We start from the raw sequence: 25423 nt of genomic DNA, 5'->3' as shown, positions 1-25423 counted from the left end.
ATCGGCCGGGCCCGGTAGATTCTGCTCCATGAGCCTCAATACCCGTGTCATCGCCGCCCTCGGCGCCGTCGTCGTGGTCGGCGCCGCCACGGTGGGCACCTCCGTCGCGATCGCCGCCGGACAGACCGAGCACAGCTCCCACCGGGCCACCCTGACGGTCGGCACCACCTCGGTCGTCGCGGACCCGCTGTGCTGGAACGACGGCAGCCCGCTGACCGACGACCAGCAGGACAAGTGCCGGGACCAGGCCAACCAGGCCCTGGCGAACGGCAGCCTGCCGCAGTCCGACGTGCGGTCGAGCGACCGGATCGGCGTCGGCGTCAGCCCGAACGTCGCCGAGACCGGCTGGTGGGCCTCCACCAACGGCGGCTCCTCCAGCCAGGGCGGGCAGACCAGCCTGTTCTCGTACGCCAAGGGCCCGACCTACTCCGGCTCCCAGTCCGCGAGCAAGCTGCTGAACTCCAGCGGCAAGACCGTGGTGACGGTGGTCGAGATCGACAAGAAGTCGGAGAGCCCGATCGCCGTCTGGTACTTCCAGATGAACTCCAAGGACAGCTGACGCTCCCGCGATGAGCGCGCACGTCGCCGAGGAGCAGCCGGGCCCGTCCGGGGCCCGGCTGCTCGTCGTCGTCGCGGTGCCCGCCGAGGCCGAGGCGGTGCTGCGCGGCCTCCCGGAGGGCGCTGCCGACCTGCCGCTGCCCGGCGGCACGCTGCACCGCTGCGCGGGCGCGCCGGTGGACGTGCTGGCCGCCGGGGTCGGCCCCGCCGCCGCCGCGGCCGGCACCGCCGCCGCCCTGGCGTCCCACCGGTACGGCCTGGTCGCCTCCGCCGGGATCGCCGGCGGCTTCGCCCCGCACGCGCCGGTCGGCGCCACCGTGCTGGCCGGGGCGATCGTGGCCGCCGACCTCGGCGCCGAGACCCCCGAGGGCTTCGCCGACGTCACCGAGCTGGGCTTCGGCACCGCCCGGCACACCCCACCCCCGGGCCTGGTCGCGCTGGCCGCGCGGGCCCTGGCGGCGCACTCCGTCGAGGCCGTGACCGGCCCGGTGCTGACCGTCTCCACCGTCACCGGCAGCGCCGAGCGGGCCGCCGAGCTGGCCTCCCGTCACCCGGGCGCCGCGGCCGAGGCGATGGAGGGCTTCGGCGTGGCCGAGGCCGCCGCCCGCTTCGGCGTGCCCGCCTTCGAACTGCGCACCGTGTCCAATCCGGTGGGCCCGCGCGACCGGGCCGCCTGGCGGATCGGCGAGGCGCTGGCCGCCCTGGGGCGGGCCTTCGCCGCCCTGCCCGTCCGAGAACTGATCGAGGAGGCCGGCCGTGGCTGAACGGCTGAGCATCGCGTACTCGCCCTGCCCGAACGACACCTTCGTGTTCCACGCCTGGGCACACGGTGAGGTCCCGGGGGCGGACGCCCCCGAGGTGACCTTCGCCGACATCGACATCACCAACGGCCTGGCCGAGCGCGGCGAGCTGGACGTGCTGAAGATCAGCTACGGCGCGCTGCCGTGGGTCCTGGCGGAGTACGCCCTGCTGCCCTGCGGCGGCGCGCTGGGGCGCGGCTGCGGCCCGCTGGTGCTCACCCGGCCGGGCACCGAGTCCGCCGCGGACCTCGCCGGGAAGACCGTCGCGGTGCCCTCCGAGCGCTCCACGGCCTACCTGCTGTTCCGGCTCTGGGCGGCGAAGGCGGTGCCGGGCGGCTTCGGCGAGATCGTCGTCCTGCCGTTCCACGAGATCATGCCCGCCGTCCGGGACGGCCGGGTGGACGCCGGTCTGGTCATCCACGAGGCCCGCTTCACGTACCGGCAGTACGGCCTGCACAGCCTGGCGGACATGGGCGAGGCCTGGGAGCGGGAGACCGGCCTGCCGATCCCGCTGGGCGCCATCGTCGCCCGGCGCTCGCTGGGCGCCGAGCGGCTGCGCGAACTGGCCGACACCATCCGCGCCTCCGTCCGGCAGGCCTGGGCCGACCCGGCGGCCAGCCGCGCGTACGTGCTGGCGCACGCCCAGGAGATGGACCCGGCCGTCGCCGACCAGCACATCGGGCTGTACGTCAACGAGTTCACCGCGGACCTCGGCGAGGAGGGCTACCGGGCCGTCCACGCGCTGCTCACCCGGGCCGCCGCGGAGGGGCTGGTGCCCCCGCTCGACCCGGGTGCGCTCGCGTTCTAGAGCCGGGGGCTCAGACGTCGAACTGGTCGGCCACGGCGCGCAGCAGGCCGGCCAGCTTCTGGCCGGTCGGCTTGGCCGGGTAGCGACCGCGCTGGAGGCCGGGCAGCACCGCGTCCAGGGTGGTGATCAGGTCCTGGACGATCGGCGCCATGTCGTCGGCGCTCCGGCGTTGGGCGGCGGCCACCGACGGCAGTGCGTCCAGCAGCTGCACGGACATCGCCTGGTCCCCGCGATGGCCGGCGACCACGCCGAACTCGACCCGCTGGCCGGGCTTCAGCACGGTGACACCGGCGGGCAGCGCCTTGGTGTGGACGAAGACGTCGCCACCGTCGTCGCGCGACAGGAAGCCGAAGCCCTTCGTCTCGTTGAACCACTTGACCTGGCCGGTGGGCATCTCGAACAGTCCTCGGAGGGGTGTGAGGGATCCCGGCCCTGGCCGGGGATCACTGGGTGGGGTGGGAAGAAGACGGCCGGCCTCGGCTCGGCGCCCGTGGGCGCACTCGGCCGGCGCGTTGTCAGGAGCAGACTAACGGTCCGTCACTGCCTCATCGGCGTTCCGCGATGGGTCCGCGCTCCGAGGCCCGCTCGGGGCGACGGGAGCGCGGGGATCTCACGGGCGCCGGCGACCCGGTACTGGCACGGCCGGGGCGCGGTTCGGCGCAGTCCATCGGCTCACACCCCCGGGTCTGAGGACACGGGACGCCCTGGTGGCGCCCCTCGGCACCCCGTGCATACCCCCGCTCAGCAGGGATCAAAACGCATCGCTGCCGGGAAACTGCGCAACGTGACCGGGCGGCTCCGGTGGGCCGCCCCGGCGGGCGTTCTGCCAGACTGGGTGCCGCAGACCGGGGCCCGCGCGGGGCCGCCCGGCGCAGCACCGAGGAGTGAGCGGCCGTGAGCAGCCAGAGCGCCGAACCCGGCGACGTGTACGTCAAGGCCGGGACGGTCGTCTTCGCCCTGGGCGCGCTCGCCACCCTGGTCACCTTCGTCCCGCTGTTCCTGCACCTGACGCCGCTGCCGACGGCCATGTACTGGCTGAGCATGCTGATGCCGGCCGGGTTCCTGTCCGCGCTGACCGGGCTGTTCCTGAACGCCCGGGCCCAGCGCCGCCGGGTCGAGCCGCAGGTCTAGGCCCCCTGGGCGGCGAGGTGCCGGTCGAGCCACTCCGGGAAGCCGGTGAGGTCGGCCAGCACGACGTCCGCCCCGGCCCCGCGCAGTTCGTCGGCGTCGTACGGGCCGGTGGCCACGGCGACCGCGACGGCGTCCGCGTGCCGGGCGCCCACGATGTCGCCGAGGTGGTCGCCGACGTAGATGCTGGCGCCGTGGGCGCGCAGGGCCTCGCCCTTGCTCTCCGCCCACAGGTCGCCGATCACGGCGTCCGCCGTGAGCCCGGCGTGCTCCAGGTGGAGCCGGGCGTTGGGCTCGTACTTGCCGGTGATCACCGCGATCCGGCCGCCGCGGGCGCGGACCGCCTCGACGGCGGCGTGGGCGCCGGGCAGCGGCACGGTCGGGGCGAAGGCGTGCTCGCGGTAGAGCTCGCGGTAGCGGTTCACGGCCCGCTCCGCCTCGTCCGCCGGGAACCAGTTGCGGATCTCGTCCAGCAGCGGCGGGCCGAGCCGGGTGACCACCAGGTCGGCGTCGACGTAGGTGCCGGTCTCGGCGGACAGCGCCTGGTAGGTGGCGCGGATGCCGGGCCTGGTGTCCAGCAGCGTCATGTCGAGGTCGAAGCCGACGGTGAGCGGGGCGGGCGGAGTCGCGGGCATGCCGCCAGGCTACCCAACGGGCCGCGGCGCGGACGAGGCGATTTGCCCCGCCTCCGAGCCGGAACTTAGGTTTGCCTGAGTTTCCGCGGAGAGGGCTCATGACCGACAGCACCGCACCACCGGGCAAGCGGCGGACACCCCGTCACCGAATACTGTGGCTCGCCGCCGCGTTGGCCGTCCTGGCCGTCGCGGTGCTGCTGAGCCTGGCGGTCGGCAGCCGTACCGTGCCGTTCTCCGAGACGGTCGACGCGCTGCTGCACGGCGGCGGCTCGGCGAACGCCGTGGTGATCCGCGAGCTGCGGCTGCCGCGGACGGTCGTCGGACTGGCCGTCGGCGCGGCGCTCGGGCTGGCCGGCGCCGTCATGCAGGGCCTGACCCGCAACCCGATCGCCGACCCGGGCATCCTCGGGGTCTCGCAGGGCGCGGCGGCGGGCGTGGTGGTCGCCATCTCGGGCTTCGGGATCTCCACCCTCACCGGATACGTCTGGTTCGGCTTCGTGGGCGCCGTGATCGCCACCGTGCTGGTGTACGGCCTGGCCGGGCGCGGCCGGGGCGGGGCCACCCCGATCAAGCTGGCGCTGGCCGGCTCGGCGATGTCCGCGTTCATCGCCTCGCTGAACACCCTGGTGCTGACCACCGACGCGGCCACCATGGACCAGTTCCGGTTCTGGCACGTCGGTTCGCTCTCCGGCCGGACGGCGGACGTGGCCTGGCAGCTGCTGCCCTTCCTGGCCGTCGGCACGCTGCTGGTGGTGTCCGTGGCGCGCGGACTGGACGCGCTGGCGCTCGGCGAGGACACCGCGAAGGGGCTGGGCGCGAAGACCGGTGCGGTGCGGGCGGTCGGTGCGCTCGGCGCGACCGTGCTGACCGGCTCGGCGGTCGCGGCGGCGGGCCCGATCGCCTTCATCGGCCTCGCCGTCCCGCACGCCGCCCGGGCCGTCGCCGGGGCCGACCACCGCTGGGTCCTGGCCTTCTCCGCCGTGCTCGGCCCGGCGCTGCTGCTGCTCGCGGACACCCTCGGGCGGGTGCTGTTCCCGCCCTCGGAGGTCCCGGCGGGCGTGATGACGGCGCTGGTGGGGGTGCCGGTGCTGGTGGCACTGGTCCGGCGCCGGAAGGTGGTGGCGGCATGACCTCGGTCTCCCTGCACGGGTACTCCGTGGTGCGGGCCGGGCGGGCCTCGTTCCTGCTGCACCGGCGGTCGGCGTTCGCGGCCGCGGGTCTGCTGGCGGTGCTGGCGGCGACCGTGGTGGCCTCGCTCTGCTTCGGCGAGTCGACCGTCTCCCCCGGCGAGGTGGTCAAGGTGGTGCTCGGGCAGCCGAGCCCGGACGAGCTGGTGGTCGGTGAGTTCCGGCTGCCCCGGGTGGTGGTCGGACTGCTGGTCGGGGCGGCCCTCGGGCTGGCCGGGGCGCTGATCCAGACCGTCGCCCGCAATCCACTGGCCAGCCCCGACGTGGTGGGCGTGACCTGGGGCGCGACCGCGACCGTGGTCGGGCTGACGGCGTACGGGGTGGTCGGCTCCACCGGTCAGGCGCCGTACGCGGCGGTCGGCGGCGGGCTGACGGCCGGGCTGCTGGTGTACGCGCTGGCGTGGCGGCGCGGGCTGCACGCCCAGCGCTTCGTGCTGATCGGGATCGGGATCAGCGTGGCGCTGTCCTCGCTCACCTCGGTCTTCCTCACCAAGGGCGACGGCTTCCAGGCGCAGGCCGCGAAGGTCTGGATGACCGGCAGTCTGAACGGCGCCGGCTACGACCAGGCCGGCTGGCTGGCCTGGGTGCTGCTCGCCGCCCTGCCGGCCGCGCTGTGGGCGGCCCGCGCCCAGCGGTCGATCTCCTTCGACGACGCGACCGCCGTCGGCCTCGGACTGCGGCTGGACCGGATCCGGCTGGGCATGGCGCTGCTGGGCATCGTGCTGGCCTCCTGTGCGGCCGGGGCCGCCGGGCCGGTGGACTTCGTGGCGCTGATGGCCCCGCAGATCGCGCTGCGGCTGGCCCGGTCGGCGCAGGTCCCGCTGCTGTGTTCGGCGCTGACCGGCGCGCTGGTGGTCGTGCTGGCCGACCTGATCGCCCGGCGGCTGCTGGCCCCGACCGAGCTGCCGGTGGGCGTGGTGACCGGCATGGTCGGCGCGCCGTACCTGATGTGGCTGTTGATCCGATCCCGCCGTGGAGGCTCCTGATGACCGCACACCGCTTGGAGGCCCGGGGCCTCACCCTGGCCTACGAGGCGCGCACGGTCGTCGAGGACCTGGACGTCCGGATCCCGGACGGCCGGGTGACGGTGATCGTCGGCCCGAACGCCTGCGGGAAGTCCACCCTGCTGCGGGCCCTCGGCCGGCTGCTGAAGCCGGTGCGCGGGGCGGTGCTGCTGGACGGCGAGGAGCTGGCGCGGATCCCGACCAAGCGGATCGCCCAGCGGCTCGGCCTGCTGCCGCAGTCGCCGACCGCCCCGGAGGGCATCTCGGTGGCGGACCTGGTCTCGCGCGGCCGCCAGCCGCACCAGAGCTGGTGGCAGCAGTGGTCGCCGGAGGACGAGGCGGCGGTCGCCGAGGCGCTGGAGCGCACCTCCACGGCGGACCTGGCCGAGCGCAGCATGGACGAGCTGTCCGGCGGCCAGCGCCAGCGCGCCTGGATCGCGATGGCGCTCGCCCAGGGCACCGACATCCTGCTGCTGGACGAGCCGACCACCTACCTGGACATCGCCCACCAGGTCGAGGTGCTGGACCTGGTGCGACGGCTGAACGTCGAGCGCGGCCGGACGGTGGTCGCGGTGCTGCACGACCTCAACCAGGCCGCCCGGTACGCCGACCACCTGGTGGCGATGCGGGACGGCCGGGTGGTCGCCCAGGGCGCGCCGCGCGAGGTGGTGACGGCGGAGCTGGTGCGGGAGGTGTTCGGGCTGGAGTCGGTGGTGGTGCCGGACCCGGTGACCGGCACGCCGCTGGTCGTCCCGGGCGCGCCGTGGCGGGCACCGGCGGACGGTGCGGAGGGCGCGGAGGGCACGGACGACCGGGCCGCCGTGGATTCGGTGGACGACGTCAGCGCTTAACAGCCTTTTAGGTCTGATTTCGGACATAATCGACGCGCCCCCGCCGCCGCACCGCCGAGGACCCGCCGATGCCCCGGATCGCCCGCCGCACCTTCCTCGCCGGCCTCGGCGGGGCCGCGCTCACGGCGTGCACCGGCTCCGGCCGCTCCGCGCAGCCGCCGACCACGGACGGCTTCGAGGCGAGCGGCACCCCCTCCCCCACCCCGGTGCCGCCGGTCACGGTGAACGCCGCGACCGGACCGGTGCTGGTGCCGGGCGCGCCGCTGCGGGTGGTCGTGCTGGACACCGACGTGCTGGACTCGTCGCTGACCCTGGGCATCACCCCGCTCGGTGCCGCGCTCCCGGCCGCCGACCGCGGTTTCCCCGCGTACTGGCCGGCCTCCCGGACGGCGGAGATCCGGCGGGTCGGCCCGGCCGGCGCCCCCGACCTGGAGGCCGTCCGGCTGCTGCGGCCGGACCTGATCCTGTCCAACCAGGCCCGCGACGGCGACCGGTACGACCAGCTGCGGGAGATCGCCCCGACCGTGCTCAGCCAGACCACCGGCGCGCCGTGGAAGGCGAACTTCCAGCTGCACGCCCAGGCGCTGAGCCGGGTCGCGGCCGGGGCGGCCTTCGTCGCCGCGTACCAGAAGCACGCCGGGCAGGTGGCCGAGGCGCTGGCGGCGGCGAAGCTGTCGGGGCAGCGGGTGAGCCTGGTGCGGTTCACCGAGGGCGGCGGGATCCGGCTGTTCGGGCGGCAGAGCTTCCCGGGGACGGTGCTCTCCGACGCCCAGGTCGGGCGGCCCGACCCGCAGAACGTCGACCAGTCGGACTTCGAGGTCCCACTGGACCAGATCGGCAGGGCGGACGGCGACCTGCTGCTCTACGCGACGTACGGCGACCCGGCGAAGGCCGGCACCGAGGCGGCGCTGGCGAGCCCGGGCTGGCAGGCGCTCGGGGCGGTCAAGGCGCACCGGGCGTTCCCGGTGGACGACCAGCTGTGGTTCCAGGGGATCGGCTACACCGGCGCCAACTTCATGCTCGACGAGCTCCAGCGCTTCCTCGGGGCGTAGGTCCGCCCCGCCCGGACGGGTCCGGGCGGGGCGGCAGGAGGGCCTCCGGCGGCCCGGGCTACCTCGAACCCGCGTAGCGGGCCGGGGAGGTGCCGACCGCCGCGGTGAAGTCCCGGGTGAGGTGGGCCTGGTCGGCGTAGCCGAGTTCGACGGCGAGCGCGGACAGGTCCAACCGCCCGCCCGCGGCGGCGCGTTCGGCGGCCTCGTGGAGCCGGGCCCGGCGCAGCACCCACTTCGGGGAGGCGCCGACGTACTCGGCGAACAGCCGTTGCAGGCCGCGCACCGTCCGCCCCAGCTCGCGGGCCAGGTCGTCCACCCGGTACAGGTCCGGGGAGCCGGTGATCCGCTCCACCATCGCGGCGACCTGCTCGGCCACCGGGTCCGGCGCGGGCAGCCGGGGGCGGAGGAAGGCGTCGGCCCGCTCGGCGGTCGGCTCGGCGAGGATCCCGGCGTTGCACCGGTCCACCTCGGCGCCGAAGTAGTCGGCGGCGGGGACGGACCGGTCGGCCAGGGCGCTCACCGGGTGTCCGGCGAAGGGCTGGAAGGCTCCGGGGCGGAACCGCGCGCCCAGCACGTGCCCGGCGCCCTCCAGGCGGCGGACGAAGAGCGAGCGGTCCACTCCGTACACCCGGGCCCGCGGGGCCTCGAAGACCAGGTGGACGTTGGGGTGGGCGAGCACCTTCTGCTCGTACGGCGGGTGGCCGGTGACGTCCCAGCGCACCAGCCAGTAGTACTCCACGAAGCGCGCCACGTCGGGCGCCGGCGCGAGCCGGTCCACCCGGATCGACTCGGCGGCCCTGGCGGGGTGGAGCACACCGCGGCCCAGATCTGGAGCGTCCATGGCGGCCAGGCTACGGCCTGCCCGTCGCGTTTCTTCAAGACCGGGCGGGTCGGCCCGGCGCAGGCTGGACGGCATGAACGCGCACCCCTTGCACCCCCTGCACCCCCTGCTCGCCCGGGCCGCCGCCGTCGCGGCCGACGTCGCCGCCGGGGTCCCGGCCGGTCTGCGGCCGGACGCGCCGACGCCCTGCGGGGAGTTCGACACCCGGGAGCTGATCAACCACTGGGTGCTCTACACCTCGCACGGCCTGGAGCACCGGGCCCGGCGGGCCGAACTGCCCGCGGAGCTGATCGACCGGGACTTCACCGCCGACGCCGACTGGCGCCCGGCGTACGCCGCCCAGTTGGAGCGGGCGGTCGCGGCCTGGGCGGACCCGGCGGCCTGGGTGGGGGACGTCGACCTGGGCGGCTCGCCGTTCCCGGCGGTGGGGATCGCCCGGATGCTGGTCCTCGAACTGCTGCTGCACGGCTGGGACGTGGCGCGGGCGACCGGCGGCGAGCTCGCGGTGGACGACGAACTCGCCCTGCTGGTGGAGGAGATCGTGGCCGAGACCGGTGAACTGTTCCGCCGGTACGGGGGTTTCGCGGAGCCGGTCGCCGTGCCGGAGGGCGCCTCGGTGTGGGAGCGCGCGCTGGCCGCCTCGGGGCGCGACCCCCGCTGGAAGGGCTGAGCCCGCCCGGCCGACGGCTTCGGCGGAGCGGGCCCAGGGGGCGGCGGGTCGGGTCGGGGGAGGTGCCTCGGGTCGGGCGAGGTGCCTCGGATCAGCGGTCGTGCGCCGGGTCGGGCGGGGTGCGCCGGATCAGGCGAGGGTGTCGGCGAGCTTGAGGTAGCCGCGCTGGACGATCCACTTCTGGTTGGGGTTGGTGGCGCCGCACTGGTAGATGATCGCGGCGTCGCCGTTGTTGCGGTAGCTGCCGGAGTCCAGGCACATCTCGCGGCCGGTGCCGATGGTGTCCTTGACGACGAGCTGCCCGTCGCGGACCACCCAGCGCTGGTTGGGGTGGTCGAGACAGCTCCAGAGGCGGACCTTGTCGCCGTTGTTGCGGGTGTTCCCGGCGTCCAGGCACTTCTCGGCGCCGGAGCCGATGGTGTCGTCCACCTTCACGTGGTTGTCGTCGACGGTGAACCGCTGGTTGGTGTGGCCCAGGCACTGCCAGTCGCGCACCTGGTCGCCGTTGTTGCGGGTGTTGCCCGCGTCCAGGCAGACCCCGCGGGAGTCCCGGGCGCCGAAGACCGAGGAGGTCCACTTGAGGTTGTCGGAGGAGTTCGCCGCGTCCTTGTAGAGGTACGCGGGGACGCGGGCGGCGCTGGTGTCGCCGCCGCTGTCGAGCACGTAGCCGGTCGCCACGTTGCGGATCTGCCGGGTGGCCTGGTCGTAGGTCCACTTCAGGTTGTCGGACGGGTTGTTGTCGCTGTCCTTGAAGAGGTACGCGGGGACGCGGGTGGCACTGGTGTCGCCGCCGCTGTCGAGCACGTAGCCGGTCGCCACGTTGCGGATCTTCCTGCTGTCCGGGTCGTAGGTGAACTTGAGGTTGGTGGAGGGGTTGGTGGCGTCCTTGAACAGGTACGCGGGGACCCGGGTCGCGCTGGTGTCGCCGCCGCTGTCGAGCACGTAGCCGGTGGCCACGTTGACGATGTAGTCCGGCGCCGAGGCGATCCGCGGCTTCGCGGGGGCGGCCGCGGCGGCGGGCGCGGGCAGTCCGGCGGCCAGCGCGAGCAGCGCGGTCGCGCCGGTCGCACCGACGAAGGCGCCCAGGCGGCGGGGCGTGCGGAGGTCAGACATGGAGGTGTCCTCACCAGGTCAGGGGTTGCGGTCATCACCCGTTCGGCGCAACCGCGGTTCGCAGGCATCCTGCTCGCCCCCGCTCGGCACCGGATACGGATCGCCGCCGATCGCCACCCGTTCGGAGCAGCACACTCACGCGAGTGAGTGAGTCGTATGACGATCAGTCAGCCCGCAGTGCTGCCTCGAGCTTGGCGCGGAGCAGCCGGACGGCCGGGGAGTGCTGGTCGGGGCGGGCGACCAGGCCGAGGCGGGCGTTCGTCCCGGCGTCGGTGATCGGGACGGCCCGCAGGCCCGCGCCCTCGACCGAGGAGGCGCTGAGCACGGCCACCCCCGCGCCGCGCTCGGCCAGCCGCTGCACGGCCACCGGGGAGCTGGCCTCGATGTCCACCCGCGGCACGAGGCCCAGTCGGGCGCAGGAGCGGTCGTAGGCGGCGCGCAGGCCGGTGCCCGGGGAGAGGCAGAGGATCTTCTCGCCGCTCAGGTCGGCGAGGCGCAGCGCGGGCCGGTCCAGGGGGTGACCGGCGGGGACGACGGCGGCGATCGGGTCGTCGACGACGACGGTGACCTCCAGGCCCGGGGAGACCTCCCCCGCGTAGCCGATCAGGGCGAGGTCGAGGGCGCCGGCCAGCACCTGGGCCTGCAGCAGGTCGGAGTGGCCCTCGTGCAGGCTCAGTTCGACGCCCGGGTGGGTGCGGCCGAGGTCGGCGACGGCGTCCAGGAAGGGCGGGATCGAACAGCCCATGATCATGCCGAGCCGGACCCGGCCGCGCACCGCCTCGGCGAACTCGGCGGCGGTGTGCCGGATCGCCTCCAGCGTGGCCAGGGCGCTCCTGGCGAGCCGGAGGACGGCCTCGCCGGCCGGGGTGAGCCGCACCCCGCGGCCGGAGCGGTCGAGCAACTGCTGGCCCAACTCGTGCTCCAGCTTGGCCACTTGGGTGCTGACCCCGGACTGGCTGACGTGCAGCCGGGCGGCCGCGGCCGTGAAGGACCCCTCGTCGACGACGGCGGCGAAGTAGCGCAGCTGATGCGTCTCCATAACCAATGATGATAGCTGGCATCAGATCCATCTGTTGGACGGATGAGGTGAGGGCTCGGGAGGATGGCGGCATGACGACGACGAAGAGTGCGCGCGAGCTGGCCGAGACCTACTTCACCGCCTGGGAGGCGGGCGACTTCGACACCGTCCGTGGCCTGCTGGCCGAGGACGTCGACTTCGTCGGGCCGCTCGGCACGGCGTCGGGGGTCGACGAGGCACTGGGCGGGCTGCGGGGGCTCGGACAGGTGCTGGAGCGGATCGACGTGAAGGCGCGGGTCGCGGACGGGGACGACGTGATCACCTGGTTCGAGCTGTGCACGAGCGTCGCGCCGCCGGCGCCGACGGCGAACTGGATGCACGTGGTGGAGGGCAGGATCGCCAGGATCCGGGTGACCTTCGACCCGCGCGGGATGCTGGCGGGTTTCGAGCAGCGGACCTGAGGAGGGCCGAGGAGGGCCGGCGGGCCCGGGGTGTCGGCCGCCTCCGCGCCCGACACCCCGGCGGCCGGGCCGCGCCTGCCGCGGCCCGGCCACTCGCGCTCACCTGCAGAGCGCCGCGTCCACCGCGTCCGCCACGTGCTGCTTGACCGCTTCCCCCGGCTGCTCGGTCACCGTGACGTTCGCCGCCCGGCCGTCCTCCGTCACCCCGCCCCGGCTCACGAACCCCGGCAGCGTCCCGCCGTGCCCCCAGGAGAGCCCCCCGCACGACAGCGGCCGACTGGCGAGCCCCAGCCCGTACCGCGCCCCCGGCCCCAGGTACTCCGCCGGGACCGTGGTCCGCATCTGGGCGAGCTGGGCCGGGGGCATCAGCTCGCCGCCGACCAGCGCCGCGAAGAACCGGTTCAGGTCCGTGTTCGTCGACACCATCGCCCCGGCCGCCCAGGCCCAGGAGGGGTCCATCTCCGTGATGTCCTGCAACGGGTCGGTCGCCTTGTCCCGGACGAAGCCGTGCGGGTGGCGCTCGTGGATCGTCGTGTCCCCCTGCGCCGGGAAGTACGTGTGCCGCAGGCCCACTCGGTCGATCACCCGCCTGGTGATCTCCTCCCCCAGCGGCCGCCCCGTCACCCGCTGCACGATCAGCCCCGCCACCACGTAGCCCGTGTTGCTGTAGTTCCACCCCTGGCCCGGCGCGAAGTCCGGCTTGTGCGCCAGCGCGAGGTCCAGCAGCTCGCGCGGCTCGAAGTACTGGTCCGGGCCGGACGCGTCCAGGAAGCGCGTGTAGTTCGGCAGCCCGCTGGTGTGCTGGAGCACCTGCCGGACGGTGATCCTCCGCCCGTCGATGCCGTCGCCGTGCACCACGCCCGGCAGGTAGGTGTCCACCGGGGCGTCCAGGTCCACCTTCCCCTCCGCCACCAACTGGAGCACCACGACCGCGACGAAGCTCTTGGTGTTGCTGCCGATCCGGAACTGACCGTCCACCGGCACCTTCGCCCCGGTCGCCGGATCGCCCACGCCCGCGGTGTAGTTGCGGGTGCGGCCGTCCTTGCCCCGGACGGCCGCCAGCGCCCCCGGCACGCCGTCGCCCTTCACCAGGGCGTCCAGCCGCTGCTGCACCACGTCCGCCCCGGCGGGCCGGGGCGGCGCGGCGACGGCGGCCGGGGCGGCGATCACGCCGACCGAGAGGGCCACGGCCGCGGCCAGGGTTCCACGTCGAAAACGGTGCTGCGCGGGAGAGTTCACGGGGCGCCTCCTCAGGCGGGACGTACACGGATGGCCGACTCCCACCAGCACACCATCCGTTCGCGCCGTCTGCCGTCGCCAGTAAGGACGATCACCCTGCGCCGCAATCGTCCTGACGGCGTATCGGCGACCCTGAGCACCCCCGGAGGCGCCGGAAAACCGGAAGTCGACCGGACCGACTTCCTGCGATGCTGGGCGCCATGAAGATCGCCGCCGCCCAACTGTCCTGCGTCCCCGCCGACATCCCCGCGAACGCCCGGCAGCTCGTCGGCCTCGCCGACCGGGCCCGCGCCGAGGGCGCCGAGCTGATCGTCCTCCCCGAGCTGGCGCTGACCGGCTACGAACTCGGGGCGCTGGCCGCCGATCCCCGGCTCTGGACGGACCCGGACGACACCCGCCTGGACGACCTCCGCTCCACCGGCATCGCCGTCGTCGTCAACTGCGCCGTCCCGGCCGCCGGCCCCCGGCCCGCGATCGGCAGCCATGTCTACGGGCCCGACGGCGAGTTGATCACCACCTACCTCAAGCAGCACCTCTACGAGAACGAGCAGGGCGTCTTCACCCCCGGCGACCGGGACGGCCGCTTCGAACTCGGCGGCCACCGCTTCGCCCTCGCCACCTGCTACGACAACCACTTCCCCGAGCTCACCGACCGGGGCGCCGCCGACGGCTGCGACATCCACCTCGCCAGCTCCCTCTACGGCACCGGCGACGGCGTCCACGAGCGGGCCACCGTGTACCCGGGCATCGCCCGGCGGACCGGGATGCCCGTCGTCCTGGCCAACCACGTCGGCCCGGCCGGCCCCTGGACCGGCTGCGGCGGTGCGGCGCTCTGGGCCCCCGACGGCACCCTGCTCGCCGAGGCCGACGACCGCACCACCACCGTCGCCGTCGCGGAGGTCGGCTGACTCCCCGCACCCGCCGGGGCGGACACCGGAGCGGGCGGAGTGGGAAGTCGACCCCGCCGACTTCCCGCTCCGCCCGCTCCATCTGCTCCGCCTGCTCGACCCGCCCCGCCCACGCTGTCCGCAGGGCCGTTCAGCCGCCCGAACGGATCGGCTCGCCGGTCCGGTGCAGGTGGGTCAGGATCTCGCGGTACGAGCGGAGCAGCCCGACCTCGTAGTACGGGATGCCCTTCTCCGCACAGAACTCCCGGGTGATCCGGGCCGCCCGCCCGAGCGCGGGGGTCGGCATGCTGGGGAAGAGGTGGTGCTCCACCTGGTAGTTGAGGCCGCCCATCACCGCGTCCAGGAACGCGTTGCCGCGCACGTTGCGCGAGGTGAGCACCTGGCGGCGCAGGAAGTCGAGCCGCATCTCCGGCGTCACCATCAGCATGCCCTTGTGGTTCGGGGCGAAGACGCAGCCCAGGTGGAGGCCGAGCAGCGCCTGGTGCACGGCGAGGAAGGCGACCGCCTTGCCGACCGGCAGCGCGGCGAACACCAGCCCGAAGTAGGCCGCGAAGTGGACCACCAGCAGGGTGCCCTCCAGCAGCGGCCGCTTCACCGCGGGCCCGCGCAGCGCCCGGAAGCTGTTGAAGCTGAGGTTGAGGCCCTCCAGCAGGAGCAGCGGGAAGAACAGGAACGCCTGCCGGCGGCCGATGAACCGGGCCAGGCCGCTCGCCTGCCGGGCCTGCCGCTGGGACCACACCACGAGGTCGGGCGCGACGTCCGGGTCCCGGGTCTCGTGGTTCGGGTTGGCGTGGTGGCGGGTGTGTTTGTTCACCCACCAGCCGTAGCTCATGCCCATCAGCAGGTTGGCGGCGATCCGGCCGCCGATCTCGCTCGGCAGGCGCCGACCGAACACCTGACGATGCGCCAGATCGTGGGACAGCAGGCCGATCTGGGTGAAGACGACGGACATCCCGGCGGCCAGGCCGAGTTGCCACCAGGTGTCGCCGAGGGCGAACAGCGCGTACCAGCCGCCGAGGAAGGCGGCGAGCACCAGGCCGGCCCGGGCGGCGTAGTAGCCGGGGCGCCGGTCGAGCAGGCCGGCGGCGGCGATCCGGCGGCTCAGCCGGGCGAAGTCGCTGCCGCCGGGCCCCGGTTGCGGGGCGGGGGCGGGGGCGGTGACGGGAGCGGCGACGGGGGCGGCGGCCGGGGCCTCGATCATCGTCACGGGCTGTGTGGGCATGCCCCGAGTCTGCTGCGCGGGGCGGGCCGCCGGAACGGGGAAAGCACCCCACCCGTACGGGTGTTAACCCCCGCCCCAGGAGGGGCGCCGGCGGGCCCGGGCCCGGCTCACCGGCCGCGCGGGGGCAGGAACAGCCCGTCCAGGTGGTGGTCCAGGACCGCCTGCGCCTGCTCGCCGGTGCGCTGGCCGCCGAGCACGCTGGAGCCGAGCCCGTTGACCATCGCCAGCAGTCCGGCCGCGGCCATCTCGACGTCCCGCTCCGGCGCGATCCCGCCGGCCTGCTGGGCCGCGCGCAACTGCTTGACCAGGAAGCCCTCCAGCACGACCGGCGGCTGGGCGGCCTGCCGCTCCAGCACCTCGGGGTCGCTGAGCACCAGGGCGTAGTAGGCCGCGTACGTCCTGGTGATCCGGCGGCTCTCGGCGTCCGTCGGCAGGATGCAGGACAGGATCGCGGTGACCACCTCGCGGGGGTCCCGGGCCTCGCCGATCCAGCGCTGCATCCGGGCCTGGAGCTGGGTGCCGAGCCTCGCCAGGGCGTCCAGCAGCAGGCCCTGCTTGGTCGTGAAGTAGTACTGGACGAGCCGCAGCGAGACGCCCGCCTCGGTCGCGACCGCCCGCATGCTGGCCGACTGCAGGCCCTCGGTGTCGGCGATCCGCAGCAGCGCCTCGGCGATCTGCCGACGGCGCTCCTCATGGTCGGCCTTCTCGGCCACAGGCCCTCCCGCACGTCTCCCGCACTCTGTTGGTACATACGTATCATGCATGTGATACACCTGTACCATGCGAATCAGCGAGTTCACCGACGGCACGGCCGAAGCCCGCTTCCGCACCGCCTACGAGCACGCGCTCAGCCGGCTCTGGCCCGGCCCGCGCACGGCGCTCGACGTCCCCACCCGCTTCGGCACCACCCGCGTCCAGCGCACCGGCCCCGCCCACGGACGGCCGGTCGTCCTGCTCCCCGGCTCCGGCGGCAACGCCCTGATGTGGCACGCCTACGTCGAACGGCTCGCCGAACACCACCCCGTCATCGCCGTGGACACCGTCGGGGAACCGGGCGCCAGCGTGCAGACCGCCCCGATCGGGGACGGCGACGACGCCGCCGACTGGCTGGAGGAGCTCCTCGCCGCCCTCGACGTCCCGGCCGCCCACGTGGTCGGCTGCTCCTACGGCGGCTGGATCGCCCTCCGGCACCAGATCCGCCACCCCGGGCGGACCACCGGGCTCACCCTGGTCGACCCGGCCGGTCTCGCCGACGTCGGCCGACGCTTCTACGCCTGGATCATCCTCGGCGGCCTCGCCGCCCTGGCCCCGCGCGCACTCCGGCCCCGACTGGCCCGGGCCGTCGGCAACAGCGCCGTCCTGGAGACCGAGCTGATGACCCTGATGCGCGCCTCCACCGGCTTCCGCCGCCGACTGCCGCCCGCCACCACCCTCGACGACGTCGAACTCGGCCGGCTGAGCACCCCCGCGCTCTTCCTGCTCGGCGAGCGCAGCGCGCTGCACGACGCCCGGGCCGTCTCCGAACGGCTGCACCGGCTCGTTCCGACCGCCCGGGTCGAGGTCGTCCCCGGCGCCGGCCACGCGCTGCCCACCGACGACCCGGCCGCCGTCCTCGCCGGGATCCTCAGCATGCAGACCGCCCAGGGGAGTTGACCTGCGGGCGGCGCAGGAGCCGCCCCCGGTGCGGTCCCGGCCCTACGGCATCGGACGACGGCGCATGCTCAGCAGCAACAGCACCACCGCCGTCGCCACCGCGGCGGTCCGCAGCACGCCCGGCGCCATCGACCAGCTGAACTGCCCCAGCGGGGAGCCGGTCTGCACCCCGGCCCCGCCGGCACCCCCGCCACCGGCCTGCTTGGCGTGCTGCATCGCCAGCAGGGCGGTCGCGCTCATCGTGATCAGCGGGACCCCGAGGATCACGAACTTCCTGGTCAGATCGGAGAGTTGACGGGACAGATAACCGAGCCCCCAACCAGCCAGGATGGCCGGGAAGAAGCCGGACACCGCGCCGCCGACCAGCAGCCCGCAGGACAACAGGATCAGCGGGGACGGCCTACGGACCCCCTTCGCCGCGCCCTTGTCCGCCCCCTTGACCTTGCCCGCGCCCTTTCCCGCGGCGCCCGGCCCGGCGACGGGCGCGCCCTTCGCCTTCCGCTGCTTCTTCGGCCGCGCCCCCGCCGGATCCACCGGCGGCGGCTGCGCGGCCGGCTCCTCCTCCGCCGCGCGCTGCTCGGGAATCGGCTTCTGCGCGGCCTGCGGGGTGTCCGAGAAGTCGAGCATCGTCATGGTCCACGGGCTCGAACTCTGCACCGTCGGCGCGGGGATCGCCTCCGAACCCTCCCCGGGCCCGGCGACACCGGGCAGGTCCAGCGACACGTTCGGAATGGCGCTCCCCGTCATGGCGGCGGAGGCCGCGGCCGGACCGGCCGCCGAGCCGTACACGCTGTCCTCCGGCTCCGGGGACGGCTCCGGGGACGGGGACGGCTCCGGGGACGGGGACGGTGACGCGGCCGGAGCCGACGGGACGGCCGGTTCCGGAGCCCCCGCCCGCTCGCTCCACGGCCCGCTCTTGCGCCACCACTCGCCGTCCGTCATCACCGACACCCCGCCTCGCCCACGCCGTCCGCGGAACCGCGGCGACCGCCCTCGCCGGTGACGCTACCCACCGTGCCCCGCCTGCGCGAGTCCCGCGCCCGTCCGTCCCGCGCGCGTCCCGGACGCGTGCGGGCCGGACCGCCGCTCGCACCAGCGCCCCACCGTCCGCGCACCCGACTAACCTAGGTCGAATGACCACACAGCAGGGCCCTCAGCGCCAGAGCAGGACGCCCGCCGGCCCGCGCACCCTCGCCGAGGAGCTGCGCGCCCGCCCCGACGACGCGCTCGCCGCCCTGCTCCGCTCCCGCCCCGACCTGCTGAACCCCGTCCCCGGCGACCTCACCCAGCTGTCCGCCCGACTGTCCTCGCGCGCCTCCGCGCTGCGCGCCCTGGAGCGGCTCGACCGGTTCACCCTCCAGGTCGCCGAGGCGCTGGCGACCGCCCCCGACGGCACCGGCCTGACCACCGTGCGCACCCTGCTGACCGGCCCGGCCAAGGTCAAGCCGCACCCCGGCGCCACCCCGCTCACCCCGGCCGACCGCTCCGCCGTCGCCGCCGCCCTCCCCCGCGCGATCGCCGTCCTGCGCGACCGGGCGCTGCTCTGGGGCCCCGACAACGGCCTGCGACTGGTGCTCGCGGTCCGCGAGGCACTCGCCCCGACCGCCGCCAACCCCGGCCGCACCGGCCTCGGCCCGACCCTCGCCGACGCCACCACCGGCATGTCCCCGGCCCGGCTCCAGCAGTTGCTCGCCTCCGCCGGGCAGCCCGCCACCCCGGACCCGGTCACTGCGGTCGCCGCGCTGACCGCCCTGCTCACCGACCGCACCCGCTGCGCCGCGCTGCTGGACACCGCCCCCGAGCCGGCCCGGCGACTGCTGGACCGGCTGGTCTGGGGCCCGCCCACCGGCACCGTCCCGGACGCCACCCGCCCGGTCACCGCCGAGGACGCCCAGAGCCCGGTCGAGTGGCTGCTGGCCCGCGGCCTGCTGCTGCCGACCAGCCCGGGCAGCGTCGTCCTGCCCCGCGAGCTGGCCCTGCACCTGCGCGGCGGCCGCACCCACCGCACCGTCGAACCGCTCCAGCCCGAACCGGCGCCCGCCGCCGCCCCGCGCGACCCCCAGGTCGTGGACCGCGCCGCGGCCGGCCAGGCGCACACCGCCGTCAAGACCGTCGAGGAGCTGCTGGAGGCCTGGGGCCTCACCCCGCCGCCCACCCTGCGGGCCGGCGGCCTCGGCGTACGGGACCTCAAGCGCGCCGCCCAGACCCTGGAGAGCACCGAGCAGCAGGCCGCGTTCTGGATCGAACTCGCCTACACCGCAGGCCTGGTGGCCCCCGACGGGGAGGCCGACGAGTGCTGGGCGCCGACCCCGGGGTACGACAGCTGGCAGCAACTGGACACCGCCGAGCGCTGGTCCGTGCTGGCCGGCGCCTGGTTGGCCGCCACCCGCGTCCCCGCACTCACCGGCACCCCGGACGGCAAGGGCAAGCCGCGCGCCGCCCTCGGCCCCGAACTCGACCGCACCCTCGCCCCCTCCGTGCGCCGCGCCGCCCTCGCCCTGCTCGCCGAACTCCCGCCCGGCACCCCGGCCACCGCCGAGGAACTGCTGCCCACCCTGCGCTGGCAGCGCCCGCTGCGCGGTGGCCCCACCAACCCCGACGGTCACGAGCTGCGCGACGACCTCACCGCCTGGACGCTCGCCGAGGCCGAACTGCTCGGCGTCACCGGCCGCGGCGCCCTGGCCGCCCCCGCCCGCGCCCTGCTCACCGCCGAGGGCGACCCGGCCGAGGTGCTCGCCCCGCTGCTGCCGCAGCCGCTGGACCACGTGATCCTCCAGCCGGACCTCACCGCGATCGCCCCCGGCCCGCTGCTCCCCCCGCTCGCCCAGGCACTCGCGCTCTGCGCCGACATCGAGTCCAAGGGCGGCGCCACCGTCTACCGCTTCACCCCGACATCCGTGCGCCGCGCCCTGGACGCCGGCCGCACCGCCGCCGACCTCCAGACCTTCCTGGCCCAGCACAGCCGCACGCCCGTCCCCCAGCCGCTCGCCTACCTGATCGACGACGTCGCCCGCCGGCACGGCATCCTGCGGGTCGGCGCCGCCTCCTCGTACCTGCGCTGCGACGACCCGTCGCTGCTGGGCGAGGTGCTCGCCGACCGCCGCGCCGCCGACCTGCGGCTCCGACTGCTCGCCCCCACCGTCCTCGCCGCCCAGGCCGCCCCGGACGTCCTGCTCGCCGCCCTGCGCACGATGGGCTACGCCCCGGCCGCCGAGTCCGCCGAGGGCGACGTGCTGATCACCCGCCCGGACAGCCACCGCACCCCGCCCCGCACCCCCCCCACGCCCGTCCCCGACGGCCCGCCCAGCCCCGACGACGTCCTGCTCGCCGCCGCCGTCAAGGCCGTCCGGGCCGGCGACCGGGCCGCCACCGCCACCCGGCGCGAACCGGCCCCCGACCCGCGCCAACTCCCCCGCACGGCCGCCGCCGAGACCCTCGCCGCCCTCCAGACCGCCGTCCTGCTCGGCGAACGGATGTGGATCGGCTACCTCAACGCCGAGGGCATCGCCAGCCAGCGGATCATCGACCCGGTCAGGGTCGAAGGCGGCTTCGTCACCGCCTTCGACCACCACGCGGACGAGCTCCGCACCTTCGCCCTCCACCGCATCACCGGCGTCGCCGAACTCGACGAGTGACGGGCGGCGGGCGGCGGGCGGCGGGGCCTCAGTGCCCCTGCGACTCCTTCATCTTCTCCTTGACGGCCTTGTCCGCCAGACTGCCGATCTCCCCCTGCCCGACCGGCAGCGAGCCGCCGCCGACCTGGTCGGCGATCAGGAATCCGGGGGCGGCCAGCAGGCCGCCGGGCCCCTCGCCGATCCCGGCGAGGGCGTGGGCCGAGCCGGCCGAGGAGGCGGTGGCCGCGAAGGCCGTGCCCATCAGGGCGAGGGCGGTCAGAACGCGCTTCGAGTTCTTCATGCCCGGCCCAACGAGCGAGCACGGACCGTGGTCACTCGAAGCGGCCTCCCGCGCACCGCCCGGGATGAGCGACACTGGAGGGTCTGCGTCAGACCCAGTCAGGCAGCCAGTCAGCCTGTCAGCCAGTGGAGGGCTCCCCCGCGTGAACGACGGACCGCTCATCGTCCAGAGCGACAAAACTCTTCTCCTGGAGATCGATCACCCCAAGGCCGCCGACTGCCGCCGCGCCATCGCCCCGTTCGCCGAGCTGGAGCGGGCGCCCGAGCACGTGCACACCTACCGGGTGACGCCGCTGGGGCTGTGGAACGCACGGGCGGCGGGCCACGACGCCGAGCAGGTGGTCGACGCCCTGGTGACCTACTCGCGCTACCCGGTGCCGCACGCGCTGCTGGTGGACGTGGCGGACACCATGGGCCGCTACGGGCGGCTCCAGCTCAGCAAGCACCCCGTCCACGGGCTGGTGCTGACCACCACCGACCGCCCGGTGCTGGAGGAGGTGCTGCGCTCGAAGAAGATCATCCCGCTGGTCGGCGCCCGGGTCGACCCGGACACCGTGGTGGTGCACCCCTCCGAGCGCGGGCAGATCAAGCAGGTGCTGCTCAAACTCGGCTGGCCCGCCGAGGACTTCGCCGGCTACGTGGACGGCGAGGCGCACCCGATCGAGCTGGAGCAGGACGGCTGGCAGCTGCGCCCGTACCAGGCGCAGGCCGTCGAGGGCTTCTGGCACGGCGGCTCCGGCGTGGTCGTGCTGCCCTGTGGCGCCGGCAAGACGCTGGTCGGCGCCGCCGCGATGGCGCACGCCAAGTCGACCACGCTGATCCTGGTCACCAACACCGTCTCGGCCCGCCAGTGGAAGCACGAGCTGGTCAAGCGGACCTCGCTGACCGAGGACGAGATCGGCGAGTACAGCGGGACGAAGAAGGAGATCCGCCCGGTCACCATCGCCACGTACCAGGTGATGACCACCAAGCGGAAGGGCGTCTACGCGCACCTGGAGCTGTTCGACGCCCGCAACTGGGGCCTGGTCGTCTACGACGAGGTGCACCTGCTGCCCGCGCCGGTGTTCAAGTTCACCGCCGACCTCCAGGCCCGCCGCCGGCTCGGTCTGACCGCCACCCTGGTGCGCGAGGACGGCCGCGAGGGCGACGTGTTCAGCCTGATCGGCCCGAAGCGCTTCGACGCCCCCTGGAAGGAGATCGAGGCGCAGGGCTACATCGCGCCCGCCGACTGCTGCGAGGTCCGGGTCACCCTGACCGACTCCGAGCGGCTCTCCTACGCGACCGCCGAGCCGGAGGAGCGCTACCGCTTCTGCGCGACCACGGCGACCAAGCGGCGGGTGGTGGAGGCGCTGGTCAAGAAGCACGAGAAGGACCAGACGCTGATCATCGGCCAGTACATCGACCAGCTGGACGAGCTCGGCGAGGCCCTGGACGCCCCCGTGATCAAGGGCGAGACCAGCAACGCCCAGCGCGAGAAGCTCTTCGACGCCTTCCGGAACAAGGAGATCGGCGTCCTGGTGGTCTCCAAGGTCGCGAACTTCTCGATCGACCTGCCCGAGGCGACGGTGGCCATCCAGGTCTCCGGGACCTTCGGCTCCCGCCAGGAGGAGGCCCAGCGCCTCGGCCGCGTCCTGCGCCCCAAGGCGGACGGCCACTCGGCGCACTTCTACTCGGTGGTCGCCCGCGACACCGTGGACCAGGACTTCGCCGCCCACCGGCAGCGCTTCCTGGCCGAGCAGGGCTACGCGTACCGGATCATCGACGCGGACGACGTGCTGTAGGCAGGGCTAGTACCGGACACCGTCGCGCCCGAGGAAGATCACCCGCGCGGCGGTGTCCAGGACGATCCCGACGTTGCGCACGGCGGCGCTCAGCGGATTGCGGTGGTGGCGGCCCTGGACGGCGGTCGCGCCGGCCGGGCCCGAACGGGGGGTGGGGGTTTCGCTGCTCATGTCTTCCACGGTAGGCACCCGACCGGCCCACGGCATCACTCCAAAGGCCGCATCCACCGAGGCGGCCGTCCTCCTTCAGGTGTACCGGCAGCCCTGAGACCTGCGGGGCTGGAACCCCGAGGCCGACGGGTCTAAGATCGTCCGTCTGCCCCCTCCCGAACCGTGGTACCTGCTGACGTCCGCAGGCAGCCGGGGGAGGCGCCGACCGCACGGCAACCGGCCGGCTGTACCCACCGTGAGCTCCATCGATCCGCTGCGCCCGCCTCCGGGGCAGCCGGGAAGGTTCGCTGTGCCCGCCACCCCCACCACCGACCCGCTCCAGCGCGAACGCGACCACCTGGCCGCCTCCCGGTCCGCGCTGCGGGCGATGCGCGAGGACGTCCAGTCCCTCGACATCCGCGACGTGACCGGCTCCTGGGTCACCGCCGTCGTCCTCCAGAACCAGATCGAGGCCAGGATCGCCGCCCTGGCCGACCTCTCCGACACCCCGCTGTTCTTCGGCCGCCTCGACTACCTGCACGCGGTCAGCGAGGAACTGAGCGAGGGCGGAGGAGGAGAGAACTTCTACATCGGCCGCCGGCACGTCCACGACGCCGACGGCGACCCGATGGTGATCGACTGGCGCGCGCCGGTCTCCCAGCCGTTCTACCGGGCCAGCCGGACCGAGCCGATGGACGTCGAGCGCCGCCGCCGCTTCGGCTACACCGGCGGCGAACTCACCGCCTACGAGGACGAGCACCTCACCGACCCGGCCGAGACGGACACCGCCTCCGCGCTGCTCGCCGCCGAGATCGAGAAGCCCCGCGTCGGCCCGATGCGCGACATCGTCGCCACCATCCAGCCCGAGCAGGACGAGATCGTCCGCTCCGACGTCACGGGCACCATCTGCGTCCAGGGGGCGCCCGGCACCGGGAAGACCGCCGTCGGCCTGCACCGCGTCGCGTACCTGCTGTACGCCCACCGGGAGCGGCTGGCCCGTACCGGCACCCTGGTGATCGGCCCGAACAACGCCTTCCTCTCCTACATCGAGCAGGTCCTCCCGGCGCTCGGCGAGCTGGAGGTCGGCCAGGCCACCGTGCAGCAGCTGGTCGCCCATGTCGAGGTGCGGGCCGAGGACGACCCGCAGGCGGCCCGGCTGAAGGGCGACGCCCGGATGGCCGAGGTGCTGCGCCGGGCCGTCCGGGCGGGCATCGCGCTGCCCACCGAGCCCTGCATGGTGGTCCGCGGCTCCCGCCGCTGGCGCGTGCCGGTGTACGAACTGGTCGAGATCATCGAGGAGTTGAAGAGCCGCGAGATCCGCTACGGCGCCGCCCGGGACGCCCTGCCGCAGCGCATCGCGCACGCCGTACTGCTGAAGATGGAGCAGGGCGGCGAGGCCCCGGACGACCGGGTCCAGGACGCGGTGGCCCGCAACGCCGCGGTCAAGGCCGTGGTCAAGGAGTGCTGGCCGGCCGTCGACCCGGCCAAGCTGGTGCTGCGGCTGCTCTCCGACCCGGAGTTCCTGGCCGGGTGCGCGGAGGGCGTGCTGACCGCCGAGGAGCAGCGGGCGGTGCTCCGGCCCAAGCCGGACCGCTCGGTGCGGACCGCCCGCTGGACCCCGGCCGACGCCGTCCTGGTGGACGAGGCGACCGACCTGGTGCAGCGCACCCCCTCGCTCGGCCACGTGGTCCTGGACGAGGCCCAGGACCTCTCGCCGATGCAGTACCGGGCCGTCGGCCGCCGCTGCACCACCGGCTCGGCCACCGTCCTCGGCGACCTCGCCCAGGGCACCACCCCCTGGGCGACGGCCAGTTGGCCCGAGGCGCTGCACCACCTGGGCAAGCCGGAGGCGCACATCGAGGAGCTGACCAAGGGCTTCCGGGTGCCCGAGGAGGTCATCGTGTACGCCTCCCGGCTGCTGCCCGCGATCGCCCCGGGCCTGGCCCCGGCCAGTTCGGTCCGCGACGCGCCCGGCTCGCTGGAGGTCCGCCGGATCGAGGAGGGCCGGGACTGGGCGGAGTCCGTGCTGGCGGCCTGCCGTCGGGCGCTGGAGCACGAGGGCTCGACCGGCCTGATCGCCGCCGACGCCCGGATCCCGGACCTCGGCGACCTGCTCACGGCCGCCGGACTGCCGTACCTCTCCCCCGGCACCGAGACCAGCGCCGACGCCCGGCTGACCCTCGTCCCGGCCTCGCTGGCCAAGGGCCTGGAGTACGACTACGTGGTGCTGGACGAGCCGGCCGCGGTGGTCGCCGGGGAGCCGGACGAGCGGACCGGCCTGCGCCGCCTGTACGTGGCGCTCACCCGCGCCGTCTCCGGGCTCACCGTGCTGCACCGCGAGCCGCTGCCCGAGCAGCTCGCGCGCGGCGCGTCGGACCCGGTCCGGGCCTGATCCGACACCGCCCAGCGGACCGGCCCGGGAACGCGAAG

The 25423-nt window shown here is 74.7% G+C and carries 26 protein-coding genes; 15 read left to right on the top strand and 11 right to left on the bottom strand.

Annotated elements, in window-relative coordinates; genetic code table 11:
• Positions 1-28 precede the first annotated feature (28 nt).
• Genes AB0O91_RS22550 through AB0O91_RS22540 form a run of 3 tightly spaced genes read left to right on the top strand, consistent with a single transcriptional unit; the run spans position 29 to position 2166 of the window.
• Positions 29-559: a hypothetical protein gene (locus tag AB0O91_RS22550; protein ID WP_363435931.1), complete on the top strand. Its 531-nt coding sequence runs from the start codon at positions 29-31 to the stop codon at positions 557-559.
• Between the two features lie 10 nt (positions 560-569).
• A complete protein-coding gene (locus AB0O91_RS22545; RefSeq protein WP_363435930.1) occupies positions 570-1322 on the top strand; it encodes a futalosine hydrolase in 753 nt (250 codons plus the stop codon).
• Positions 1315-2166 (top strand): 1,4-dihydroxy-6-naphthoate synthase, encoded by an 852-nt coding sequence (locus AB0O91_RS22540; protein ID WP_363435928.1) that lies wholly within the window; start codon positions 1315-1317, stop codon positions 2164-2166. Before AB0O91_RS22545 ends, AB0O91_RS22540 begins: the two co-directional genes overlap by 8 nt.
• Before the next feature lie 10 nt (positions 2167-2176).
• Here AB0O91_RS22540 and AB0O91_RS22535 read toward each other — a convergent pair whose 3' ends face one another.
• The gene (locus tag AB0O91_RS22535) at positions 2177-2560 is read right to left on the bottom strand and encodes a cold-shock protein (protein ID WP_363435926.1); all 384 of its coding nucleotides are present in this window, start codon (positions 2558-2560) and stop codon (positions 2177-2179) included.
• Between the two features lie 500 nt (positions 2561-3060).
• Between AB0O91_RS22535 and AB0O91_RS22530 the strand changes: the two genes are divergently transcribed.
• Positions 3061-3297 (top strand): hypothetical protein, encoded by a 237-nt coding sequence (locus AB0O91_RS22530; RefSeq protein WP_363435924.1) that lies wholly within the window; start codon positions 3061-3063, stop codon positions 3295-3297.
• On the opposite strand, the gene AB0O91_RS22525 is transcribed toward AB0O91_RS22530, so the two are convergent.
• Positions 3294-3929, bottom strand: a complete 636-nt coding sequence (locus AB0O91_RS22525) for an HAD hydrolase-like protein (protein WP_363435922.1) — start codon at positions 3927-3929, stop codon at positions 3294-3296. The genes AB0O91_RS22530 and AB0O91_RS22525 overlap by 4 nt on opposite strands.
• Before the next feature lie 98 nt (positions 3930-4027).
• Between AB0O91_RS22525 and AB0O91_RS22520 the strand changes: the two genes are divergently transcribed.
• The 4 genes from AB0O91_RS22520 to AB0O91_RS22505 all read left to right on the top strand — a co-directional run bounded on the left by AB0O91_RS22520 (position 4028) and on the right by AB0O91_RS22505 (position 8023).
• A complete protein-coding gene (locus AB0O91_RS22520) occupies positions 4028-5059 on the top strand; it encodes an iron ABC transporter permease (RefSeq protein ID WP_363435921.1) in 1032 nt (343 codons plus the stop codon).
• Positions 5056-6102: an iron chelate uptake ABC transporter family permease subunit gene (locus AB0O91_RS22515; protein WP_363435920.1), complete on the top strand. Its 1047-nt coding sequence runs from the start codon at positions 5056-5058 to the stop codon at positions 6100-6102. Before AB0O91_RS22520 ends, AB0O91_RS22515 begins: the two co-directional genes overlap by 4 nt.
• Positions 6102-6971: an ABC transporter ATP-binding protein gene (locus AB0O91_RS22510; RefSeq protein ID WP_363435918.1), complete on the top strand. Its 870-nt coding sequence runs from the start codon at positions 6102-6104 to the stop codon at positions 6969-6971. The genes AB0O91_RS22515 and AB0O91_RS22510 overlap by 1 nt, the downstream gene beginning before the upstream one ends.
• Positions 6972-7039: 68 nt before the next feature.
• Complete coding sequence (locus AB0O91_RS22505) at positions 7040-8023, top strand: iron-siderophore ABC transporter substrate-binding protein (protein ID WP_363435916.1); 984 nt, start codon at positions 7040-7042, stop codon at positions 8021-8023.
• 58 nt (positions 8024-8081) lie between these two features.
• On the opposite strand, the gene AB0O91_RS22500 is transcribed toward AB0O91_RS22505, so the two are convergent.
• Positions 8082-8864 carry a helix-turn-helix domain-containing protein gene (locus AB0O91_RS22500; protein ID WP_363435914.1) on the bottom strand — a complete coding sequence of 261 codons (783 nt, stop codon included), beginning with the start codon at positions 8862-8864 and terminating at the stop codon, positions 8082-8084.
• 73 nt (positions 8865-8937) lie between these two features.
• On the opposite strand from AB0O91_RS22500, the gene AB0O91_RS22495 reads away from it, so the two are divergent.
• A complete protein-coding gene (locus tag AB0O91_RS22495; protein WP_363435913.1) occupies positions 8938-9534 on the top strand; it encodes a TIGR03086 family metal-binding protein in 597 nt (198 codons plus the stop codon).
• Between the two features lie 129 nt (positions 9535-9663).
• On the opposite strand, the gene AB0O91_RS22490 is transcribed toward AB0O91_RS22495, so the two are convergent.
• Together AB0O91_RS22490 and AB0O91_RS22485 are read right to left on the bottom strand one after the other, a co-directional pair.
• Complete coding sequence (locus AB0O91_RS22490; protein WP_363435911.1) at positions 9664-10647, bottom strand: ricin-type beta-trefoil lectin domain protein; 984 nt, start codon at positions 10645-10647, stop codon at positions 9664-9666.
• Positions 10648-10810: 163 nt separating this feature from the next.
• Complete coding sequence (locus AB0O91_RS22485; protein ID WP_363435909.1) at positions 10811-11686, bottom strand: LysR family transcriptional regulator; 876 nt, start codon at positions 11684-11686, stop codon at positions 10811-10813.
• Positions 11687-11757: 71 nt separating this feature from the next.
• Here AB0O91_RS22485 and AB0O91_RS22480 point away from each other — a divergent pair, with 71 nt between their 5' ends.
• A complete protein-coding gene (locus tag AB0O91_RS22480) occupies positions 11758-12126 on the top strand; it encodes a nuclear transport factor 2 family protein (protein WP_363435907.1) in 369 nt (122 codons plus the stop codon).
• Between the two features lie 99 nt (positions 12127-12225).
• Here the strand turns inward: AB0O91_RS22480 and AB0O91_RS22475 are convergent, their stop codons facing one another.
• Positions 12226-13365 (bottom strand): serine hydrolase domain-containing protein, encoded by a 1140-nt coding sequence (locus tag AB0O91_RS22475; protein WP_363435906.1) that lies wholly within the window; start codon positions 13363-13365, stop codon positions 12226-12228.
• Positions 13366-13565: 200 nt separating this feature from the next.
• Between AB0O91_RS22475 and AB0O91_RS22470 the strand changes: the two genes are divergently transcribed.
• Complete coding sequence (locus tag AB0O91_RS22470) at positions 13566-14273, top strand: carbon-nitrogen hydrolase family protein (RefSeq protein ID WP_363435904.1); 708 nt, start codon at positions 13566-13568, stop codon at positions 14271-14273.
• A 130-nt stretch (positions 14274-14403) separates the two neighbouring features.
• On the opposite strand, the gene AB0O91_RS22465 is transcribed toward AB0O91_RS22470, so the two are convergent.
• On the bottom strand, positions 14404-15495 hold the full coding sequence (locus AB0O91_RS22465; RefSeq protein ID WP_363435902.1) for an acyl-CoA desaturase: 1092 nt from the start codon (positions 15493-15495) through the stop codon (positions 14404-14406).
• Between the two features lie 107 nt (positions 15496-15602).
• Positions 15603-16208 (bottom strand): TetR family transcriptional regulator C-terminal domain-containing protein, encoded by a 606-nt coding sequence (locus tag AB0O91_RS22460; RefSeq protein WP_363435900.1) that lies wholly within the window; start codon positions 16206-16208, stop codon positions 15603-15605.
• A 67-nt stretch (positions 16209-16275) separates the two neighbouring features.
• Here AB0O91_RS22460 and AB0O91_RS22455 point away from each other — a divergent pair, with 67 nt between their 5' ends.
• Positions 16276-17148: an alpha/beta fold hydrolase gene (locus tag AB0O91_RS22455; RefSeq protein WP_363435898.1), complete on the top strand. Its 873-nt coding sequence runs from the start codon at positions 16276-16278 to the stop codon at positions 17146-17148.
• Positions 17149-17190: 42 nt separating this feature from the next.
• On the opposite strand, the gene AB0O91_RS22450 is transcribed toward AB0O91_RS22455, so the two are convergent.
• Positions 17191-18090, bottom strand: a complete 900-nt coding sequence (locus AB0O91_RS22450; protein ID WP_363435896.1) for a hypothetical protein — start codon at positions 18088-18090, stop codon at positions 17191-17193.
• A gap of 191 nt (positions 18091-18281) precedes the next feature.
• On the opposite strand from AB0O91_RS22450, the gene AB0O91_RS22445 reads away from it, so the two are divergent.
• Positions 18282-20783: a helicase C-terminal domain-containing protein gene (locus tag AB0O91_RS22445; protein ID WP_363435894.1), complete on the top strand. Its 2502-nt coding sequence runs from the start codon at positions 18282-18284 to the stop codon at positions 20781-20783.
• Positions 20784-20811: 28 nt separating this feature from the next.
• Here the strand turns inward: AB0O91_RS22445 and AB0O91_RS22440 are convergent, their stop codons facing one another.
• Positions 20812-21063 (bottom strand): hypothetical protein, encoded by a 252-nt coding sequence (locus tag AB0O91_RS22440; protein ID WP_363435893.1) that lies wholly within the window; start codon positions 21061-21063, stop codon positions 20812-20814.
• Positions 21064-21205: 142 nt separating this feature from the next.
• On the opposite strand from AB0O91_RS22440, the gene AB0O91_RS22435 reads away from it, so the two are divergent.
• A complete protein-coding gene (locus AB0O91_RS22435) occupies positions 21206-22843 on the top strand; it encodes a DNA repair helicase XPB (protein WP_363435891.1) in 1638 nt (545 codons plus the stop codon).
• 6 nt (positions 22844-22849) lie between these two features.
• On the opposite strand, the gene AB0O91_RS22430 is transcribed toward AB0O91_RS22435, so the two are convergent.
• Complete coding sequence (locus AB0O91_RS22430; RefSeq protein WP_363435890.1) at positions 22850-23014, bottom strand: hypothetical protein; 165 nt, start codon at positions 23012-23014, stop codon at positions 22850-22852.
• A gap of 289 nt (positions 23015-23303) precedes the next feature.
• Between AB0O91_RS22430 and AB0O91_RS22425 the strand changes: the two genes are divergently transcribed.
• On the top strand, positions 23304-25385 hold the full coding sequence (locus tag AB0O91_RS22425; protein ID WP_363435888.1) for an ATP-binding domain-containing protein: 2082 nt from the start codon (positions 23304-23306) through the stop codon (positions 25383-25385).
• Positions 25386-25423 lie beyond the last annotated feature (38 nt).

It is taken from the genome of Kitasatospora sp. NPDC089797 (assembly GCF_040684795.1).
Classification (GTDB): Bacteria; Actinomycetota; Actinomycetes; order Streptomycetales; family Streptomycetaceae; genus Kitasatospora.
This window is presented reverse-complemented; position numbering and strand designations above follow the sequence as displayed.

Coding starts and splice junctions, on each gene's coding strand:
- AB0O91_RS22550 (WP_363435931.1), top strand. CDS start 29: ATGAGCCTCAATACCCGTGTCATCGCCGCCCTCGGCGCCGTCGTCGTG.
- AB0O91_RS22545 (WP_363435930.1), top strand. CDS start 570: ATGAGCGCGCACGTCGCCGAGGAGCAGCCGGGCCCGTCCGGGGCCCGG.
- AB0O91_RS22535 (WP_363435926.1), bottom strand. CDS start 2,560: ATGCCCACCGGCCAGGTCAAGTGGTTCAACGAGACGAAGGGCTTCGGC.
- AB0O91_RS22525 (WP_363435922.1), bottom strand. CDS start 3,929: ATGCCCGCGACTCCGCCCGCCCCGCTCACCGTCGGCTTCGACCTCGAC.
- AB0O91_RS22520 (WP_363435921.1), top strand. CDS start 4,028: ATGACCGACAGCACCGCACCACCGGGCAAGCGGCGGACACCCCGTCAC.
- AB0O91_RS22515 (WP_363435920.1), top strand. CDS start 5,056: ATGACCTCGGTCTCCCTGCACGGGTACTCCGTGGTGCGGGCCGGGCGG.
- AB0O91_RS22510 (WP_363435918.1), top strand. CDS start 6,102: ATGACCGCACACCGCTTGGAGGCCCGGGGCCTCACCCTGGCCTACGAG.
- AB0O91_RS22505 (WP_363435916.1), top strand. CDS start 7,040: ATGCCCCGGATCGCCCGCCGCACCTTCCTCGCCGGCCTCGGCGGGGCC.
- AB0O91_RS22500 (WP_363435914.1), bottom strand. CDS start 8,864: ATGGACGCTCCAGATCTGGGCCGCGGTGTGCTCCACCCCGCCAGGGCC.
- AB0O91_RS22495 (WP_363435913.1), top strand. CDS start 8,938: ATGAACGCGCACCCCTTGCACCCCCTGCACCCCCTGCTCGCCCGGGCC.
- AB0O91_RS22490 (WP_363435911.1), bottom strand. CDS start 10,647: ATGTCTGACCTCCGCACGCCCCGCCGCCTGGGCGCCTTCGTCGGTGCG.
- AB0O91_RS22485 (WP_363435909.1), bottom strand. CDS start 11,686: ATGGAGACGCATCAGCTGCGCTACTTCGCCGCCGTCGTCGACGAGGGG.
- AB0O91_RS22480 (WP_363435907.1), top strand. CDS start 11,758: ATGACGACGACGAAGAGTGCGCGCGAGCTGGCCGAGACCTACTTCACC.
- AB0O91_RS22470 (WP_363435904.1), top strand. CDS start 13,566: ATGAAGATCGCCGCCGCCCAACTGTCCTGCGTCCCCGCCGACATCCCC.
- AB0O91_RS22465 (WP_363435902.1), bottom strand. CDS start 15,495: ATGCCCACACAGCCCGTGACGATGATCGAGGCCCCGGCCGCCGCCCCC.
- AB0O91_RS22455 (WP_363435898.1), top strand. CDS start 16,276: ATGCGAATCAGCGAGTTCACCGACGGCACGGCCGAAGCCCGCTTCCGC.
- AB0O91_RS22450 (WP_363435896.1), bottom strand. CDS start 18,090: ATGACGGACGGCGAGTGGTGGCGCAAGAGCGGGCCGTGGAGCGAGCGG.
- AB0O91_RS22445 (WP_363435894.1), top strand. CDS start 18,282: ATGACCACACAGCAGGGCCCTCAGCGCCAGAGCAGGACGCCCGCCGGC.
- AB0O91_RS22440 (WP_363435893.1), bottom strand. CDS start 21,063: ATGAAGAACTCGAAGCGCGTTCTGACCGCCCTCGCCCTGATGGGCACG.
- AB0O91_RS22430 (WP_363435890.1), bottom strand. CDS start 23,014: ATGAGCAGCGAAACCCCCACCCCCCGTTCGGGCCCGGCCGGCGCGACC.